The organism is Microcoleus sp. Pol12B5 (assembly GCF_036701335.1).
Lineage (GTDB): Bacteria > Cyanobacteriota > Cyanobacteriia > Cyanobacteriales > Microcoleaceae > Microcoleus.
This window is the reverse complement of the sequence record NZ_JAUBQQ010000011.1, coordinates 22052-40536: the sequence shown is the minus strand read 5'-3', so window position 1 is coordinate 40536 and position 18485 is coordinate 22052. Positions and strand designations below refer to the sequence as shown.

General features: G+C 43.5%; 15 protein-coding genes. 8 read left to right on the top strand and 7 right to left on the bottom strand.

Translation table 11 applies throughout. The features are described 5' to 3' along the window. Positions 1-123 precede the first annotated feature (123 nt). Positions 124-2667, top strand: a complete 2544-nt coding sequence (locus QUA24_RS08480) for a protein kinase domain-containing protein (RefSeq protein WP_333228800.1) — start codon at positions 124-126, stop codon at positions 2665-2667. A gap of 239 nt (positions 2668-2906) precedes the next feature. Here the strand turns inward: QUA24_RS08480 and QUA24_RS08475 are convergent, their stop codons facing one another. Further along, a complete protein-coding gene (locus QUA24_RS08475) occupies positions 2907-4319 on the bottom strand; it encodes a hypothetical protein (protein ID WP_333228798.1) in 1413 nt (470 codons plus the stop codon). Positions 4320-4396: 77 nt separating this feature from the next. Between QUA24_RS08475 and QUA24_RS08470 the strand changes: the two genes are divergently transcribed. Then, the gene (locus QUA24_RS08470; protein ID WP_333228796.1) at positions 4397-5422 is read left to right on the top strand and encodes a hypothetical protein; all 1026 of its coding nucleotides are present in this window, start codon (positions 4397-4399) and stop codon (positions 5420-5422) included. Positions 5423-5603: 181 nt separating this feature from the next. Here QUA24_RS08470 and QUA24_RS08465 read toward each other — a convergent pair whose 3' ends face one another. Further along, positions 5604-5927, bottom strand: coding sequence for a TMEM14 family protein (locus QUA24_RS08465; protein ID WP_190735279.1), 324 nt, complete (start codon positions 5925-5927; stop codon positions 5604-5606). 125 nt (positions 5928-6052) lie between these two features. Here QUA24_RS08465 and QUA24_RS08460 point away from each other — a divergent pair, with 125 nt between their 5' ends. The 4 genes from QUA24_RS08460 (at position 6053) to QUA24_RS08445 (ending at position 9669) form a co-directional block, all read left to right on the top strand. Then, complete coding sequence (locus tag QUA24_RS08460) at positions 6053-7357, top strand: ATP-binding protein (RefSeq protein ID WP_333228794.1); 1305 nt, start codon at positions 6053-6055, stop codon at positions 7355-7357. Positions 7358-7595: 238 nt separating this feature from the next. Continuing rightward, a complete protein-coding gene (locus QUA24_RS08455; RefSeq protein WP_333228792.1) occupies positions 7596-8042 on the top strand; it encodes a tellurite resistance TerB family protein in 447 nt (148 codons plus the stop codon). A 153-nt stretch (positions 8043-8195) separates the two neighbouring features. Next, positions 8196-8621 (top strand): thioesterase family protein, encoded by a 426-nt coding sequence (locus QUA24_RS08450; RefSeq protein WP_333228790.1) that lies wholly within the window; start codon positions 8196-8198, stop codon positions 8619-8621. Positions 8622-8697: 76 nt separating this feature from the next. Continuing rightward, the gene (locus QUA24_RS08445; protein ID WP_333228788.1) at positions 8698-9669 is read left to right on the top strand and encodes a putative 2-dehydropantoate 2-reductase; all 972 of its coding nucleotides are present in this window, start codon (positions 8698-8700) and stop codon (positions 9667-9669) included. A gap of 101 nt (positions 9670-9770) precedes the next feature. Here the strand turns inward: QUA24_RS08445 and QUA24_RS08440 are convergent, their stop codons facing one another. The 4 genes from QUA24_RS08440 to menA all read right to left on the bottom strand — a co-directional run bounded on the left by QUA24_RS08440 (position 9771) and on the right by menA (position 14223). Continuing rightward, positions 9771-11189 carry a 2-succinylbenzoate--CoA ligase gene (locus QUA24_RS08440; protein WP_333228786.1) on the bottom strand — a complete coding sequence of 473 codons (1419 nt, stop codon included), beginning with the start codon at positions 11187-11189 and terminating at the stop codon, positions 9771-9773. A gap of 76 nt (positions 11190-11265) precedes the next feature. Next, positions 11266-12381, bottom strand: a complete 1116-nt coding sequence (locus tag QUA24_RS08435) for an o-succinylbenzoate synthase (protein WP_333228784.1) — start codon at positions 12379-12381, stop codon at positions 11266-11268. A gap of 11 nt (positions 12382-12392) precedes the next feature. Further along, positions 12393-13193: a 2-succinyl-6-hydroxy-2,4-cyclohexadiene-1-carboxylate synthase gene (gene menH, locus QUA24_RS08430; protein ID WP_333228782.1), complete on the bottom strand. Its 801-nt coding sequence runs from the start codon at positions 13191-13193 to the stop codon at positions 12393-12395. Between the two features lie 133 nt (positions 13194-13326). Beyond that, positions 13327-14223 carry a 2-carboxy-1,4-naphthoquinone phytyltransferase gene (gene menA / locus QUA24_RS08425; protein WP_333165280.1) on the bottom strand — a complete coding sequence of 299 codons (897 nt, stop codon included), beginning with the start codon at positions 14221-14223 and terminating at the stop codon, positions 13327-13329. A gap of 427 nt (positions 14224-14650) precedes the next feature. Here menA and QUA24_RS08420 point away from each other — a divergent pair, with 427 nt between their 5' ends. Next, positions 14651-16084 carry an isochorismate synthase gene (locus QUA24_RS08420; RefSeq protein WP_333165279.1) on the top strand — a complete coding sequence of 478 codons (1434 nt, stop codon included), beginning with the start codon at positions 14651-14653 and terminating at the stop codon, positions 16082-16084. 111 nt (positions 16085-16195) lie between these two features. On the opposite strand, the gene QUA24_RS08415 is transcribed toward QUA24_RS08420, so the two are convergent. Next, positions 16196-16492: an antibiotic biosynthesis monooxygenase gene (locus QUA24_RS08415; RefSeq protein WP_333165277.1), complete on the bottom strand. Its 297-nt coding sequence runs from the start codon at positions 16490-16492 to the stop codon at positions 16196-16198. A 73-nt stretch (positions 16493-16565) separates the two neighbouring features. Between QUA24_RS08415 and menD the strand changes: the two genes are divergently transcribed. After that, positions 16566-18473, top strand: a complete 1908-nt coding sequence (menD, locus tag QUA24_RS08410) for a 2-succinyl-5-enolpyruvyl-6-hydroxy-3-cyclohexene-1-carboxylic-acid synthase (protein ID WP_333228779.1) — start codon at positions 16566-16568, stop codon at positions 18471-18473. Positions 18474-18485 lie beyond the last annotated feature (12 nt).

Here is an 18485-nt window from a genome sequence, read left to right as displayed (position 1 = left end):
ATTCTTTCGCTCCCCTCAAACCCCTGAAAAAGGAGGATTTAGGGAGCGAAACTCAAAGACAAGTGACTCAACAGTGCAACTGTTTCTTGCGAAAATCAACCAAAAAAAGGCTGCGTTATTATCATGGTGAGCCAACTTTTAGATGGACGCTATCAAATCATTGAAGTCATAGAAACAGGAGAATTTGGACAAACATATCTTGCCAAAGATATTCGCCGTCCTGGAGAACCGCAGTGCTTTGTCAAGCACCTGCGTCCCGGTACTACCGAACCAAAATTAATTAATACTACGCGCCGTCTTTTTCAAAAAGAAGCAGAGGTTCTAGAAAAGCTCGGTCAGCATGACCAAATTCCTCAGCTATTCGCTTATTTTGAAGAAAATGAAGAATTTTTCTTAGTTGAATCCTTTGTTGCTGGTCACTCGCTATCAACCGAGATTGTACCGGGCAAGCCTCTAACTGAAGAAAAAATGATTCCTTTGCTGAAGGAACTGTTAGAAATTTTAGTGTTTGTACATGGACAGGGAGTTATTCACCGAGATATTAAACCGGCTAATTTAATTCGCCGCTATTCCGACAACAAGTTAGTTTTGATTGACTTTGGCTCGGTGAAAGAAATTCACATCGCTCAAAGACAAGCGCCGGTAACTGTGCGGATTGGCACTCTGGAATATATGCCGATCGAACAATTTCAATACAACCCCCAACTCAACAGCGATATCTACGCTTTGGGAATGATTGGCATCCAAGCAATGACGGGTTTGCCGGCTTACGATTTGCCGAAATTGCGGGATTTGAAAAATTCTAATAAAGGCGAAATTGTTTGGCGGCATTTAGCCACCTGTTCCCAAGCGCTGGCCGATGTTTTAGACAATATGGTGCGCTACGATTTTCGGGAGAGGTACCAGTCGGCGGCGGAAGCTTTAGCCGATTTGAGGAAAATTGGCGATCGCTCGCGGGCGCGGATTCCCAAGCTAACAATATATCGCGAAGAAGTCGATCGGCGCAGCAGCAGCCGGGGTGATATTACAGTCGTCGGTCGGAGAATATTAGATGAACTGCGCGTCAGTCTGGAATTGCTGCCAGAAGAAGCAGAGGCGATCGAAGATGAGGTATTGAACCCTTACCGGAAATACAGGGAAAAAGGCGAACGCTACGAACAATCACTGCAAGAAGCAATGCAGCAAGAATATCCCTTTTCTCTGGAAACTCGCGACGAATTAAAACGCTTGCAGCAAGTTTTAGGGCTTACCGACGAAGATGCCGCAAAAATCGAAGAATTAGTCATTCCTAAATCTTTATTTGCTAAATTGTACAAGGCGATATCCACAGTTTTAGAGGGACACCGCAACCCCAATCCGTCACCAGCGAGTAGCGCCCCTCACCTCGAATTGCAGGCAAGTCCGGCGGTATCCCCGCAGTTAAATCTGAACGGAAAAACCGATTTCTCGTTAGCGCAGCCCGCCCCTACGGGGGCTACGCCAACGGAGAGGATCGCCAGCCCAGCAGCACTTGTCCCCAAAGAAACTCGCAAATTCAATCCTTATCTTGCCGGGGCAACAATGGCGGCTATATTAGCTGCGATCGGCGGAATTTACGGATATCTCAAATGGCAAGAATGGCAGCAGCTAGTCCAAAAAGAATCTCAACAGCTCAATCAAATTGCAGGTCTCTATAAAGCCAGTAATTATGAAGACTGCATCAGCCAAATACCAACAATTGCCAACACTTCCAGCACCTATTCGTCCGCTCAGGAGTTACAAGAACAGTGCCAAGCAGGTTTGCGGTGGAAGAACGCCAAAGTCAAAAATTTCGCTCAGCATTCAGATGCCGTTGGGTCTGTTGCTTTCAGTCCAGACGGCTTAATGTTAGCCAGCGGCTCTAAAGACAAAACCATCCAAATTTGGGATTTAGCTACAGGCAAGTCGATCCGCACTTTTCCAGGAGATTCCTCCACTATTTGGTCGGTTGCTTTTGACTCAGACGGTACGAAACTGGCAACTGGAACCGGTTTTTGGCGAGTCATGCTGTGGGATTTGAAAACAGGGCAAGTGATTCGCAGTCTCGACCATACTGCTTCTGTTTGGTCTGTCGCTCTCAGCCCCGACGGACAGCTTGTCGCTAGCGGTAGCGGAGACAACACCACAAAGATTTCGGATGCAGCCACTGGCCGTTTGATTCAGAGTTTTCCCGACCATACAGATTTTGTTTATTCTGTTGCTTTCACTCCAGATGGAAAAAGTTTGGTTAGCGCTTCTAAGGATAAAAAAATTACAGTTGTTGATGTCGCAACAGGGGCGTTGCTCAAAACTATTGAGGGACACGGCGAGCCCGTGAGGTCGGTTGCTGTTAGCCCAGACGGCAAGACAATTGTTAGCGGTTCATACGATGAAACTATTAAAATCTGGAATATCGAAACAGGAGATTTAATTCGCTCTATTCAGGGACATTCTGACGATATTGTCTCGGTTGCTATCAGCCCGGACGGGAAGTTTATTGCGAGTGGGAGCAAGGATAAAACTATTAAAGTTTGGGATTTTGCTACCGGAGAATTGCTGAATACTTTGACGGGACATTCCGATGAAGTTTATGTGGTAACTTTTAGTCCCGATGGCAGAACTATTGCTAGCGGTTCTAAAGACAATACTATTAAGTTGTGGTTGAGGTAATCAGAAGGAAGAAGGAAGTTCGGCAACGGATTATGTAACGGATGTAACGGATGTAAAGGATAGAAGGAAGAAGGAAGAAGGAAAAATAGTCCTTGACGCACAGACTATACTTGTAGGGTGGGCAGTGCACACCTTACTACTACAGATAGTGTAACAATTGAAAATTTGTGTCTACGACTGAAGAAGTCAGTCAATAGTCAACAGTCAACAGTCAACAATATCCATTAGTCATTGGTGATTTAATTGCTATAATTCAGCTCGTTTTTTAAGTTTGGGGGAAAGTGCCAATAAGGAGTTTCTAATTCGTCCTCGGTTGGATAATTTTCAGTTGAGTTCTCTCGAATTTGAAAAAAGTGGTAGAGGTTAGCGACAGTTAAATCGGATATTTCTTGCCAATTCGAGGCAGCTAAAGCTTGATAACCAGTAGCGATCGCCTGCTGGCTGACATAAAATTCGTATCTCCGGCGGATTTCCGGCGACACAGCGAAGGTTAGCTGGTCGCGCAAGGATAGAAAGTGAGACTTTTGCTTTAAACTTTCATAAAGTGAAGGTTCCGCAGCTAATACCGCGAATGTAGTGTACACGCTGCTTTTTAACGTTTCGACGGCGAGTTTATCTAAACTAGCTAACTGGTGCTGCTCTTTTGGAGACAAAGTTTGCATCCAATCAACCTCATTTTGCCAAAATTCTATTACACTTAAATCATGGCCGAGAATCCTAGTAACTTCGGGAAATAAAAAATCTAGTTCGAGTTCGGATTGACATCCTTTAACAACAGTTAGAAGATTTTGACAAATTTTTGATTGGAGTTCCAGCAGGCGATCGCTCACCATATCGTAGGCCCGCTGCAAGTGAAACGTGACCCCGATCGCCTGCTCGATCGCCCAAACACATTCCATTTGCCTGAGTTGTCCAGCAGAACACAGCCCCTCCAACAAACTAGAATTATCATAAATTTTTAAAGCCTCAAATAGCATATCCCGCCCGCTATTAATTTCGGAATTCCGAAGTTTAAGATCGGGCACTGTCAGGGCTGACTGACAACGTTTGATAGCTTTAGAAAAAATCTCATAACCGTTAACCAGTTTCTGGCGGTGCATTTCAAAACTAGAGTCGTGAGCCACCTTAAAAATCTGCTGGATCACCTCTACTCCCCTATCTTTGAGGATGTGTCTGAGATCGATAAATCCGTCTTTAATTTTTAGCTTCTGGTGCTTGGCCTCTTCTCGGATTTTTAATACTTGGTTGAGGTTTACTGCTGACAAAACTGTGCTCGATACAGCGCCCATACCAATGACAGCAGCAGTCGCTTGCATCACTGCCAAATTAATTTTCAGACAGTTAAGCATTCTGTATATTTTTTGAAACCCCTGATGAGTTTGAGCCACCTGCAACGGCGCCAGTGTCACGTACACGGGAGCTACCAGCGGCTGTATGGGGCCACCTCCGGCTAACTGTGCGAGCAATCCTATAACTCCGCGCGAGGATAGAGTTTCACTTCTTGATTGATAAAAAATTTTTGCGATCTCCACAAACTCCCCTGTCACCGGATCTCTAGCAGCAGGGAGCAATTTTCCTGTTTTGGCAGCAGGCTGTACAAGGTTGCCACTATTGAGTCGCGCCTGAGTTGCAGGGGTGAATATATAATCCATGTAGTGACTCAGTTTCCATTCAAAAAGGCAGATGTTGTGTATTGTATGCTGTTTAGGGAAACGAGGGATGAAAGGAAATGAATGAGTATCTCAAGGCATTCCAGGCTATTACCCTGTTTAGCGATCGATTGTTGGCAGACGAATATCAATCCGTGGAGATTAAACAGTCAGCTACCCAACTCAGTTTAGATGTGGAACCTTGTATTGACGAAATTAAGCAATCTGCCATCAGACTCAAGGGGCTACTTCAGGTATGTTTCAAAGATGTATCTCAGGCTGAGGATGTCTGGAATAGCAAGCCGAGAATTGCTGGAGCATCGCCTGTTGATGTCTGGGAGCAAATTGGCGAACTAAGCGGATGCGATGTGAGAATTCGCAGTTTAGGAAAACAGGGCAAATATGATGCTGTTGTTAAAGTTCGCAAATCTTGGAGCGACAAGGCGACCAAGTTAAAAAATCAGTGGTTTTTGTGGGATAAAAACCCTCAAGCCTTTCAAAGAGATACTATTGGTTTTTTTGAAAAAGATAATTTGCACAAAGAGTTGCGGAATGAAGTGGATTCCCAGGCAGATCGAGTGATTTTAATTATGGAGCATGAACTAAGTTTAATTTTTAAAGAATTACAATCTATTGATATAGAAAAAATTGAAGTTTGTATTGAATGCTTCGACCTAAACAGTCAGTCGAAATTTAGAGAGCGACTACAATCAATAGGCGGGGAGATTGTATCGAAGTTTACGGAGCCACTGAAATATTTGCCGGATTCTTATATGAAGAGTTTTAAAGAAACGCTGAAAGAACCTGTAGAAACTCTGGTTCATAAAAGCAATCTGGGAATCAGTTTGGTCGATTTTGAAGATTCCTGTCAAGTGATTGGGTCAATCCTGGAAAAGGTGATTTTAGCAATTTTTGAGGAGCGCATGAAACTGGCAATTCAAACAGTTGAAAAAGCGATTAAATTCTACAATAATTTTTTAGAGAAGCAGGCGCGGTATCAGAAAGAGACGCCGGAACAGCGAGCGGCGGAAAAAGATTGGATCGAATGCCAGCGGCAGCAAATCAGGGAAATTCAGCAGTATATTGATGCAGTCATTAGTCATTAGTTATTAGTTATTAGTCATTAGTCATTAGTCATTAGTTATTAGTCATTAGTCATTGGTCACTGGTTATTGGTTAGTAGTTATTGGTTATTGGTTATTGGTTATTAGAACGAACAACTAACAATTAACAAATAACCACTGACCACTAAAAACAGTCAACAGTCAACAGTCAACAGTCAACAAATTATTGATATTGACCGCTGATTTCGTAAACGATCGCGCCCAAAGACGCTAAGCTAGCTAAAATTAGCATTCCGGCAGGCATGAATTTTTGAGTTTTAACAAGGCGCACAATAAAGACTATTACTAAAACAGCCGAGATGGCTGCTGCTAATGTTAAACCCCAACTTTGTCCCATAAGCTGCGCGGTGCCGGCAAAAATTAGGAGGGAACCGCTAATCAAGCCCGAAATGAGCGAGGCTTGGCTTTTGGCCTTGATATAACCCATGATGCCGCCAACCAGTGTTAAAATGCCGTAGCCGATCGCTGCTGCTGTCCCTAAATTCATTTTTAATCCTCCAGATTTCACAAGTGCATCTAAATTTATACAGCGCAGCCTGCAATTAATGTCACGAATTGTTAGAAAATTTATTAAAGCCAGTCAGGATATGTAACTGTTATACAATTGCCATTATGTCAGCCCTAACTTCTGGTGCGATCGCCCAAATCCGTTACCTCCAGCGCCAAGCAGCATCCCTGCTGCTGTATCAATCAGTTCTCAAAAGCCCCGCAGGTCAAGCTTTTCTCGATTTGCTGCAAGCCCTTCACCACAGCGAAGTCAGCGGTTTGGAATGTCAGGTAGCTTACGGGAACTGGTTCAAACTTCAGGCTGCTAAAAATTTAAGCTGGAAAGATTCTCTGATTTCCGAAATTCTCAAAGACGAAAACCCCTTTTCTCGCCGAGCACAGCAAACAGATTTTGCAAGTTTGCCCCCCGCTTTGGTGGAGGCCGCCCGACATGATTTAGAAGTGCTGCAAAATATTTACGAATGCAGCAGCGAACAGTTGAGCAAGTGGGTGCGGGTAGCGGGTCAACTTGACGCAGTGCCTCCGATTTGGCATTCAGAAACTGTAGCAGAACAGGGAGATTTGCCGCTGCACGGAAAACTAGAAAAATGGTCGAGCGCTACGGAATCTTTGGCAGCTTATTACCGACAGTTTGGCACGGGTTTGTTTGCCGAATATCGCGCTTTTGCGTGGCGGGAAGGGCAGTTGGCGAGTATTTCCCATCCCGATCGCATAACTTTAAAAGAGTTGGTTTGCTGCGATTGGCAACGGGATGCTCTGGTGAAAAATACGGAGTTTTTGCTGGCAGGTTATCCGGCTTTGCACGTCTTGCTGTACGGCAGCCGCGGTTCGGGTAAGTCTTCTTTGGTGAAGTCGCTATTAAATGAGTTTGGATCTCGCAATCTGCGCTTGATTGAAGTATCTAAATCTGATTTGCAAGATTTGCCGCTAATTGTCGAGCAGTTGCGGGGAGTTCCTCAAAAGTTTATTATTTTTGTGGACGACCTTTCCTTTGAGGAAGATGATGATGCTTTTAAAGCTCTGAAAGTTGTCTTAGAAGGAAATGTCACTGCTCGCTCTCAAAATGTGGTAGTTTACGCCACATCTAACCGCAGGCATTTAATTCGAGAGTTTTTTGACGACAGACCTCGCCCCCACGATGGAGACGAAGTTCACGCTTGGGATACTGTGCAGGAAAAACTTTCATTTAGCGATCGATTTGGCTTGACTTTAACTTTTGAGCCGGCAGATCAAAACACTTATTTAACAATTGTCCGACATCTGGCAGAACTTGCTGGAATCAAACTCGCTCCCGATGATTTGGAGCACCGCGCTAAAGAATGGGCAACTCGTCGCAATGGGCGATCGGGCAGGACTGCGCGGCAGTTTGTTGATTTTCTGAAAGCAGATTTAGCCATTTTTGACAAGTAAATGGTCTGCGCTGGCAGGGCGGGTTTTACCTGAAATACGGGAAGGCAATTCAGGAGCTAAATAAACCCGCCTTTGCCGCACCAAATGGCGAAAGAAAAATTCTTAAGTTTTTCATAATTTTATTGATAATAAATAACTAACAAAATTTGATATAATTATCAAAATCCCCAAAGAAACCTCCAGAGCCAGAACCCATCCTGACTCCATAAATCGACTACTAAATAATGAGGAAAATATCATGGGTTTATTTGATAAAGTATCGCAGACTCGTCAAGAAACGGACGTAACGTTAGGGCCGGCCGAAGCATTTGCGGCGATCGCGCTAATTGCCGTAGCAGCCGACGGTTACATCAATGACAGCGAAAGTAAAGCGATTAGCATGACGCTATCTCGGATGCAACTGTTCCGCAGTTATCCCGATGACGTGATGAGAAAAATGCTCGATCGCCTGCTGATGGTTATGCAACGGCAAGGAGTGGAGGTACTGTTTAATGCCGCTTTGGCAACGCTTCCCGACGAACTTAAAGAAACAGTTTTTGCTGTGACAACTGATATCGCTTTAGCAGATGGCGAGGTTTCAGAAGAAGAAGAACAACTTTTGAACGATCTTTACAGTGCATTGGGGATTTCCGAAGATATTGCCCTCAAGATTATAGACGTGATGTTGATTAAGAACAAAGGTTAAGAAATCAGTGGAAGGAGTGAGGAGAGCGAGTTTTACAATATAAAAAATTAGCGCCTACTTACTTAGCTAATAACTTCTCCAAAAGTGCGGGTTTACGGATATGATGGTTGGTAAAATTCAGATCCAATTTGCGATCGCCAGCTACTACCTCAAATGCCTTTCACTTACACCCGTACTGTTCGCTTTCAAGATACCGATGCTGCTGGAGTCGTTTACTTTGCTAACGTTTTGGCGATGTGCCACGAAGCTTATGAGGCATCTCTAGCAGCATCGGGAATCAATCTCAAAGAATTTTTCAGCAATCCCCAGGTTGCCTTTCCCATAATTCATGCTAGTGTAGATTTTTATCGCCCAATGTTTGCGGGCGATCGGCTGACGATTCAATTGACGCCCAAACAAGTTACTGGCGATGAATTTGAAATTGCCTATCAAGCATTTTCTGAAAAAGTTGCAGGAAGAAGCGCTGCTAAAGCTTTGACTAAGCACGTTTGCATTGATGCAGTTAGCCGAACTCGAAAACAGCTATCGGAAGACTTGATGGAGTGGATGAGGAAATTTGAGATTGAGATTTCAGATTAGTTCTATCTTTAAATAATAGCAGGGTATGAGAGTCAAATTTCTGTTTTGTTGATATTATTTCTGACTTTTTGATATTATGTCAAATCGCAATTATGCCATTGTGGGCACGGGAGCTTTAGGCGGATTCTACGGTGCTAGACTGCAACAAGCAGGTTTAGAAGTCAATTTTTTGCTACGTAGTGATTACGATCAGGTCAAAAAACACGGTTTGATTGTCGAGTCTCCCGAAGGCGACTTCACCCTCCCCCACGTCCGCGCCTACCACGACGCGCACAAAATGCCTAAGTGCGACGTAGTAATTGTAGCGCTGAAAACAACTCAAAATCACTTGTTGCCCAAAATTTTGCCTCCTTTATTAAAGGATAACGGCGCGGTTTTAGTATTGCAAAACGGATTGAATGCCGAACCGGAAGTAGCTAAAATTGTCGGTGCAGAACGAGTGGTTGGCGGGCTGTGTTTTCTCTGCTCTTATAAAGTTGGGCCAGGTCACATCTGCCACCTAGATTACGGCACTATCACGCTGGGAGAATATGCCCAAGACTACAAGCCCATCGGTATTACTGATAGATTGCACCAAATTGCTAAGGATTTTAAACGTGCTCATATTCCTATTAAAATGAGCGAAGATTTGCTATTATCAAGGTGGAAAAAGCTGGTTTGGAATATTCCTTATAACGGGCTGTCTGTAGTGTTGGATGCGAGAACTGACGAACTGATGGCTAATCCCGATACTCTGATTTTAGTTAAGGAAATCATGGGGGAAGTGGTAGCGGGAGCAAAAAGTTGCGATCGCATTATTCCCGATGACTTTATCCCACAAATGCTTGAATACACTCAGAAAATGAAGCCTTACCGCACGAGCATGAAAATCGATTATGATGAATCGCGGCCCCTGGAAGTTGAGGCGATTTTTGGTAATCCGATATGGGTGGCGCAGCAAGCAGGTATTAAGTTGACCCAAATAGAGGTACTTTACCGAATGTTGAAGTTTCTAGATGTTCAAAGACAAGAAGCAGAGAGGACGAGAAGGCTATTAGGTTTGTCGTAATTAGTCCGTTGACTGTTGACTGTTGACTGCTGACTGTTATCAGGAGGCGGAAATAAGCATGAGAAATTCTGCCTTCTGCATTGATTGCGATCGCCTAATAATTATTGATATTTGAGCGCAATTTCTTGCAATTGTTCTCGATTGACTTTGCCTTGAGAATTGCGGGGCAATTGTTCGACGATAACCCAATATTTCGGTCGCTTAAACTTGCTCAATTTATCTTCTATTGCCGCTTGCAGATTTTTGACACTAACTTCGGAATTAGCGGGAACGTAGATAGCAGTAACGACTTGACCCCAATCTTTGTCTGGCAAGCCAATTACAGCAATATCCGCCACTAAATTAGTCGATCGCACAACGGCTTCAACTTCCGCCGGAAATACATTTTCTCCGCCAGTGATAATTTTGTCGCTGCTGCGTCCGACGATATTTAAGTAGTTATTTTTATCAAAAAATCCCACATCGTCTAATTGGAAGTATTGGCGATCGGCAATTTTTTCAGGATAATAACCCAACGCCAAAGATTTAGCACTGACCACAATATTTCCAATTTTATTATCGCACAAAATCTCGCCTTTTGCACTGCGAATAGTTATTTTAGCGTGCGGCAAAATTTTACCGGAACTGTTATTGCCCGCGAGAAAATCTTCGGGTTTTAGTGTAGCAATTTGCGAGGCGGTTTCTGTCATGCCGTAACTTGGCGCTAATTTAATTTGATAGTTTCTAGCTGTTTCTAAAAGTTCCGGCCAAGCGGGAGCACCACCCAAAAGTACGGTCTGAAACCGTCCCAGCCAATTAGCTGTATCTGGATTTTGCAGCAGCCGTTGCAGTTGAGTGGGGACTAAAGAAATGAAAAATTCTTCGGGTTCGATATCACTTTTTTTACCATTTTCTAATTCTTTAAATGACTGAATAGCCATTTTTCCGCTGGTAGTAAACGATCGCATGAATTGCATTAAACCGCTGACGTGGTATAATGGCAAAACGCAGAATGAGTTGATTTTGTCAACTTGAAAATATTGTTGAAAACCTTGTACTGATGCGGTTAGTGTTTCCCAAGTGTGGATAGCAAAACGGATTTTTCCTGAAGAACCTCCGGTGGGAATCATGATCGTATCAAAACCGCTTTTTGTCGGCGAATGGAATTCGCGACTATACACACGAAGTTCGCCTTCGCGGACTGGGATATGGGGATTGTTGGGAAGCGGGTATTGTCCCAAAATTAAGTCGGGTTGGACTAAATCAAAGACTTGTTGCCATTCTGATTTTACCCAGTTGGGATTGCAGAGAAAAATCGGGCATTTGGCGGCGCGGGCGGCGGTGAAACTTGCCAGAAATTGCACGGGTTCTGGTTCTGCGATGCAAATTTTTGGGGGTGTTTTTTGTGCGGGATTCTGGGTGATTTCTTGAAATAGCCGATCGACAATTCGGGCAAATTCGCGACTGTCACAACCGATAAACCAATTATCGGGCAAGCTAGCCGCGATATCCAGGATATTTACTGTTAGATTTGTTGCCATAGATGCTTTCACCAAGTTTCTCGATTCAAAACAATTACCTAACCCGCTTGATTTAGTCGTGGGAGTAATCTAAAATCTAAAATCTAAAATCTAAAATCGAATGATTGTCATCGAACCAGCAATCGGTGCCGAAGCCGAGGGCTCTCTTATTTAAAGACAATTGTGTTGCTAAATTTAATGCTGCTTGTCTGCCGATTTCGGTTTCAAATACTGATGAGAAAACAGCGTCTATATTGTGAGTTTGACAAAATTTTCGCAGTTGAGATGGAGAACCGCAGATCGCAGGTTTAATGACGAAAATGCCCCGCCAGCCTTGGTTGTAGCACTCTTGGATGCGATCGAGGTTGGCGGCAGATTCATCAAGGGCGATCGGAGTTGCATAAATAGCATTCAATTCTACCATTTCTTGAAACTGTGTTACGGGCAGCGGCTGTTCCAAAAATTCAATGTCTGCGGAAAATTCGGGAGTTGCTTTTACCTCGTCGCAAGCTTCCAGCCATGTTTTAGCCTGCGAGTAACTGAGTCCCCCGTTGGCATCTAACCGCAAAAATGCCGATTCTCGATCGCACAAATTGTGCATTGCTTCGATTAGCTGCTGAAAAATCTTTAATTCTTGTTCAATTGCAGCAACACCAATTTTCCATTTAAACGTGCGATATCCCTCTAACCAAAGCAATTGCAAAGCCTGCAAAGCTATTTCACCTGCTGGCAATAAACCGCTAAACCGATTTTTTTCTTCCTCATTCCCAACCTCTGTCCATTCGTGACTGCTTAAGACTGAACCCGCAATAAATGTCGATTTTAGGCGAAGTCTCGATCCCCCTAAATCCCCCTTAATAAGGGGGACTTTGAGAATATTTCTTGTCCCCCCCTTATTAAGGGGGGTTAGGGGGGATCTAGAGTTTGATAGTGCTGACTCAAAGCCAAATTGACAAGCCGGCAATTCAGCGGAAATAGCAAAAATCATCTCTGATGAAATATTACCTGGCAACTGGTGACAAAAATCTAAAGCTTGCTCAAAACTTTCGGAATCAAACCAACTCAAAGGGGCAATTTCTCCCCAACCAATTTGATTATTTTCGCCCACAAGTCGCAGGATAATTCCTTCGCGAATATCCCAAATACCGTGACTTGTTTGCAGTGGACGCTTAAATTTTCGCTGATAAGTGCGAAACTCGAATTGATAAAGCATTGGTTTTTTAGTTAATCATAAAATTGTCTCACAACAGATCCAAACTTATCAATATTTTCAAAATGGATATTGTGACCAGCTTTTGGTACAATTTCCAGAGTAGCGGCCGGACACAATTTGGCAATTTCGGTATTTATAGTTGTAAATTTATCATCATATTCTCCCGCTAGCAAGAGGATTGGAATTTGATTTTGTGCGAGTTTTTCCCAGAGAGAAGGCTGGTTCCCGGTTCCCATGTTGCGGAGGGATTTGGCTAATTCTAAGGGATTGTTTGCTAAGCGGCTTTCTATGAGTTTGTCGAAATTAGGAGAATTTTTTAAAGATTTGAATAAAGGGCGATCGTACCAGTTTAATAAAAAATCTTTAATGTTGCTATTTTCTAGCTTTTGTGATAGCTGTAAATCGGCTTGCCGGCGGTGCGATCGCTCTTTTTCTGTCTTCAATCCCGGAGAAGCTGACTCTAACACTACTTTCTCGAATCTTTCTGGAAAATGTAATGTCATGTAAAGTGCCAATCGGCCGCCCATTGAATAGCCCAACAACAAACATTTGTCTATTTGTAGATCATCTAATAACTCGATTAATGCTTGGGCAGTATTTGACATATTGTAGCAACTTTCGTCACCGTTGACTTGGGTTTTTCCGTGGCCGGGAAGGTCAACTGCTAAGCAGCAATAACTGTTAGGAAGTAAGGGAATGACGCTGCTAAAGTCTTGACTGCTACCCGTGAATCCATGCAAAAATAAAAGTTTCGGCTGATTCTTGTTGCCAGTTAAGGAATAGTGAAAGTTATAATTATTAAATTTGTCCATATACAATTATACGATTCAATATGAGGTATGGATTGCTAAATTAAAGAAAATTTTGAGAAGTCACCCAACTCCACCAACTCCCTCAACTTAGCAAACCATACCTCCATTTTACCGAAATTCTCGATCGCCCGATCTACAAAGCAAACCCTAACGCCAGCAGCAATCCGCTCGAAAAATGCAGCGTAACTGCGATAAACTTAGAGTTGCTGACCTTTCCCGGTTGGTCGTGATAGTCTGTGACATGGCGGCAAAGGTCGATCGCAAATGGCAAACTCCCAAAAATCAACAGAGTCCAAATTTGGAACATTCCCACAGCCACAAATAGCACAGTCAAAGCATAAACGCTGCCGCACAACCACTGCAACAACTGGGCACCTTTCTTTGTACCGAGTCGCACAATTGGCGATTTTTTACCCGCCGCCAAATCATCCGCAATTTGATGAAAGTGGGAACAAAATAAGATGATACTCGTAGTAATTCCCACGATTGCCGAAGCCGCAAAATTAGTTGCAGACCAAGTTTGAGTCTGACTGTAATAAGCAGCGGCCAAGGCTAGCGGCCCAAAGGTGAAAAAGCAGATTATTTCCCCTAAACCCTGATAGCCAAGACGAAACGGAGGCCCTTGATAAGTGTAGCCGAGAGCACAGCATAAAACTACTAGCAAAATAACTGTTGGGTCTTTTTGCCACCAGCTTATGGCGCAGATTCCAGACACTCCGACTGCTAAAAACAGATTGGCTAGCCCGAAAATTAAAGCTTTATTTCCGGTTAAGTTAACTAGGGAATGCGCTTTGTTTTTATCGATTCCTGTTTCTGAGTCAAATACATCATTGCTGAGATTCAGCCATGCTATAATCAAAATGGCTGACATTAAAAATGTCGAAAAAATTGACGAATTAATCGTTTGAGTTTCGGCAAAAGCAATGGCTGTTCCTACTGAAATAGGAATCACCGCAACGCTGTACATAGGCGGCTTGATTGCCGCCAGCCACAATTTACTATTTGAACGTTCAATTAACTTTGTTGTCATTACACAAACTTGATTCAATTGATAGCAGCGTAGTAATTTTACAATTTTATTGGTGAAGAAAGTCTACTCTGTATTGGGTTGAGTGCGTGGGGGGCATCCCTTGAGAGGCTTTGCGGGCGATCGCACGCCCGGTAATGCCCGTCTGCAAACCTCTGCGGGGTCGATCGCATGAGAGTAGAGATTGAGTCGCTCAATCTTAAAGTTTTATGTCTAAATGTTTCGATTGATCGCGCGTTGGCGAAGTCCGCCCCTACGGGGGCTACGCCAACGAAGAAGATCGTCTGTTTTTTGCCCCCCGCTGAGCCCAAACTTTCCGGGAAACTCGAAAGGTCATGTTTTGCGATCGCCCTCCCGTGCTTAGATCGAAATAGGGGTTTTAGCCGGACAAACCCACACTCTATCTGACAAATCTGCTATTCTCGCTTTCATGACAGTAATACCGCACCGCGCTAATCTCTTGCAAAACCGCAATCAACTGCATCAGTTTCTGTTAAATTGCCAGCAGTCTTTAACCGAAAAAGATCGCACAAAAATAGTTAGTATTTCTCAGGAAATTTACCCCGTCGATCCGCTAGCTGTACTGCAAGAGATTTCCGAACCTTGTCAGCGGCACTTTTACTTTGAAAAAAGAAACCCAATTGTCGGCAAAAGTTTTGCGATCGCAGCCCTCGATTCGGCAATCCATCTCACAGTAGCAGGAACCGATCGATTTACCTTAGCTCAAAATTTTATTCGTTCAACACTTGCCAATACAATTACCATTGGTGCGGAACGCTTGCCATTTAGCGGGCCTCACTTTTTTTGCAGTTTTACTTTTTTTGATGAGAACATTGCGGCTAATTCTTACTTTCCGCCCGCTACCATATTTTTACCAAAATGGCAAATTTCTAGACAGAAAGATAGCTGCATTATCGTCGCCAATGCCGTCATAGAAAAAGATATAAACATTAAAACCATCGCCGAAAATATCTGGCAAACATTTGATAAAATTGCCTCTATAAAATACCATAAATTAACTACTGTGTTCGACAGCTCGATATCTTTGAAACAAATCCCCGTCAATGAGGCCAGTCAATTTAAAACATCAGTCAAGTCGGCTTTAGAATTGATAAAATCTCAATATTTTAGTAAAATTGTTTTATACCAAGCCATAAGTGTAATTTCTAAAACCCCTTTCAGTTTAATAGATTCCTTAAATAACTTGCGCCTCAGTTATCCAGATTGCTATGTATTTTCAACCAGTAACGGCAAAGGTCAAAATTTCATCGGTGCCAGTCCAGAACGCTTAATTAGCATTCACAACAATCAGTTATCAACCGATGCTTTAGCAGGTTCAGCACCGAGGGGAAAAAGTGAAGCAGAAGATGCGAAACTAGCCCAGGGGTTGCTAGAGAGTGAGAAGGATATTCGAGAACATCAAGTTGTGATTGATTTTATAGTCCATCACCTTTCTAAACTAGGCATAACCCCCAATTGTTCCCCAACTCCCCGACTGCTGCAACTATCAAACATTCAGCATTTGTGGACACCAATCACAGCTCAAATTCCCGCCAATATTCATTTATTAAAGATTTTAGCTCAACTGCATCCAACCCCAGCGGTAGCAGGCGTTCCGAGAGACATCGCCCTCGAACAAATTCGCCGCTGCGAAACCTGTGATCGCTCCCTCTACGCAGCACCCATCGGCTGGATCGATGCCCGTGGCAATGGGGAATTCGCGGTCGGGATTCGATCGGCATTAATCGACGGCGATCGGGCTATACTCTATGCTGGTAATGGTATTGTGGCAGGTTCCGAACCGGAAAAAGAACTAGCAGAAATTCAGCTCAAATTACAACCACTTTTAAATGCTTTAGTCTAATTCAGCTAATTTTAATCCGCTCCCAGAAACCGGGTTTTTTACGAAAAGACGCGTTATAGCCCGAATATTCCGTAAAAACCCGGTTTCTTTGGTTGGATTGCGTAAGTCATGTTAATTAATTTTCACCTCCTCAAAATGTTCTACTATGGGAAAAGGATCGTAAAAATGGTGAAGCATTCTTTTCCACTCTTGATATTGGTCGGAATTCCTAAATCTAATGGTATGAGCTTCTAAATTTTCCCATCTAACCAATAATAGATATTTTCCTTGAACTTCTGTACAGCGATGAAGTTCGTGAGATAAATATCCATCTATAGACGATATCAGACTGGAGGCTTCTCTAAAAGCTATCTCAAAATCACCCTCACAGCCAGATTTGACATTAAGCACAACCGCCTCAAGAATCATAAAAATGTATCCTGACAATTATTTGAGTATAATATCCTAGCACAATACAGAGTTGAGCTACTCAGGTTTAGCAATGCCAATAGATTTTCGCAACACAAATACCGTCTGGGCTTCCGTATTAGCAGAAACTTTGCAGCGGTTGGGATTAACTACAGCCGTGATTTGTCCCGGTTCGCGATCGGCACCCTTGACAATAGCTTTTGCTCAAAATAAAAAAATAGAAACTATTCCCATACTCGACGAACGTTCTGCCAGTTTTTTTGCATTAGGAATCGCCCAAAAATCCGGTTTACCAACCGCACTAATTTGTACGTCGGGAACCGCAGCCGCCAACTTTTATCCTGCGATAATAGAAGCCAGAGAAAGTCGAATCCCGCTGCTAATATTCACCGCAGATCGACCTCCTGAATTGCGGGACTGTCACGCCGGACAAGCGATCGACCAAGTTAAAATATACAGCAATTATCCCAACTGGCAAGCCGAATTAGCGATACCTTCTGCGTCCAGAGGAATGCTAGACTATCTGCGGCAGACGATCGTGTATGCTTGGGAGCGATCGCAATTTCCAACACCAGGCCCCGTCCACCTCAACATCCCGTTTCGCGACCCACTTGTACCCGTTCCAGACATAGCTGTAGAAGCTTTAGAAACACAATTCAATCCCGAACATTTCTTTGCAGGATTAGAACCAATTTTTGCCGGAGAAAGCTCTACTACCCCCTTGTTAAGGAGGGGAGAAGAAAGTACAATGCAACAATGGCAAAAGTGCAGCAAAGGGATAATTATTGCAGGCGTTTCCCAGGCTCAATTTGCCGAAAAATACTGTAGTGCGATCGCCCAAATTTCCCAATTATTAAACTGGCCAGTTTTAGCAGAAGGATTATCCCCAGTCAGAAACTACGCCCAACTAAACCCCCATCTAATTTCCACCTACGATTTAATCCTGCGAGACCGCGAACTAGCAGATAAATTAACTCCAGAAATCGCCATTCAAATCGGAGACTTACCCACAAGCAAAGAACTGCGAAACTGGCTAGACAAAACCCAACCAAAACGCTACATAATCGACCCCAGCCACCACAACTTCGATCCGCTACACGGCAAAACCATTCACCTGCGAACCTCCCCTGAAAATCTCGCAACTAATCTCGCAACTATATTAACTCTTGTCCCCCCCCTTATTAAGGGGGGGTTAGGGGGGGATCGAGCCCCTGCTACCCCTAATACCCCCCCTCAAATCCCCCCCCTTAACAAGGACGAATCAACTCAAATCCCCCCCCTTAGCAAGGGCGGGTTAGGGGGAGTTCAAACCTCTCCCTCAAACGAATACCTCCAACTTTGGCGCAACACCGAAATCCAAGTCAGACAAACAATAGACCACAAAATATCAGCAATTAACAACATAATCGAGCCCAAAGTTTCCTGGCTGCTTTCCCAAATTTTGCCACCGGGAACACCGATATTTATTGCCAACAGTATGCCCGTCAGAGATGTAGAGTTTTTCTGGAAGCCGAACAACTTAGAAATAAAACCGTTTTTCAATCGTGGCGCTAACGGTATAGACGGCACATTATCAACTGCTTTGGGAGTTGCTCACCGCAATCAAAGCAGTATCATGCTAACAGGCGATTTAACACTTTTGCACGATACGAACGGTTTTTTAATTAAAAATAAATTTGTCGGTCATCTGACAATCATATTAATTAATAACAACGGCGGCGGAATTTTTGAAATGTTGCCCGTTGCCAAATTTGACCCGCCTTTTGAAGAGTTTTTTGCCACGCCGCAGCAGATAAATTTTGCTCAGTTGTGTGCAACTTATGGGGTGCAACACGAGGTTATTGACGATTGGGAACAGTTCAAAGAAAAATTAAATTTGCTACCAAATAGCGGGATTCGGGTCTTAGAATTACAAACAGACAGGCGATCGGATGCTAAATGGCGGCAAGATAATTTAGGTAAATTTGCCAAAGATTTGTAAATTTGTAGGTTG

Excerpts from the sequence above, each read along its gene's own strand:
- QUA24_RS08480 (WP_333228800.1), top strand. The coding sequence starts at position 124 with ATGGTGAGCCAACTTTTAGATGGACGCTATCAAATCATTGAAGTCATA.
- QUA24_RS08475 (WP_333228798.1), bottom strand. The coding sequence starts at position 4,319 with ATGGATTATATATTCACCCCTGCAACTCAGGCGCGACTCAATAGTGGC.
- QUA24_RS08470 (WP_333228796.1), top strand. The coding sequence starts at position 4,397 with ATGAATGAGTATCTCAAGGCATTCCAGGCTATTACCCTGTTTAGCGAT.
- QUA24_RS08465 (WP_190735279.1), bottom strand. The coding sequence starts at position 5,927 with ATGAATTTAGGGACAGCAGCAGCGATCGGCTACGGCATTTTAACACTG.
- QUA24_RS08460 (WP_333228794.1), top strand. The coding sequence starts at position 6,053 with ATGTCAGCCCTAACTTCTGGTGCGATCGCCCAAATCCGTTACCTCCAG.
- QUA24_RS08455 (WP_333228792.1), top strand. The coding sequence starts at position 7,596 with ATGGGTTTATTTGATAAAGTATCGCAGACTCGTCAAGAAACGGACGTA.
- QUA24_RS08450 (WP_333228790.1), top strand. The coding sequence starts at position 8,196 with ATGCCTTTCACTTACACCCGTACTGTTCGCTTTCAAGATACCGATGCT.
- QUA24_RS08445 (WP_333228788.1), top strand. The coding sequence starts at position 8,698 with ATGTCAAATCGCAATTATGCCATTGTGGGCACGGGAGCTTTAGGCGGA.
- QUA24_RS08440 (WP_333228786.1), bottom strand. The coding sequence starts at position 11,189 with ATGGCAACAAATCTAACAGTAAATATCCTGGATATCGCGGCTAGCTTG.
- QUA24_RS08435 (WP_333228784.1), bottom strand. The coding sequence starts at position 12,381 with ATGCTTTATCAATTCGAGTTTCGCACTTATCAGCGAAAATTTAAGCGT.
- menH (WP_333228782.1), bottom strand. The coding sequence starts at position 13,193 with ATGGACAAATTTAATAATTATAACTTTCACTATTCCTTAACTGGCAAC.
- menA (WP_333165280.1), bottom strand. The coding sequence starts at position 14,223 with ATGACAACAAAGTTAATTGAACGTTCAAATAGTAAATTGTGGCTGGCG.
- QUA24_RS08420 (WP_333165279.1), top strand. The coding sequence starts at position 14,651 with ATGACAGTAATACCGCACCGCGCTAATCTCTTGCAAAACCGCAATCAA.
- QUA24_RS08415 (WP_333165277.1), bottom strand. The coding sequence starts at position 16,492 with ATGATTCTTGAGGCGGTTGTGCTTAATGTCAAATCTGGCTGTGAGGGT.
- menD (WP_333228779.1), top strand. The coding sequence starts at position 16,566 with ATGCCAATAGATTTTCGCAACACAAATACCGTCTGGGCTTCCGTATTA.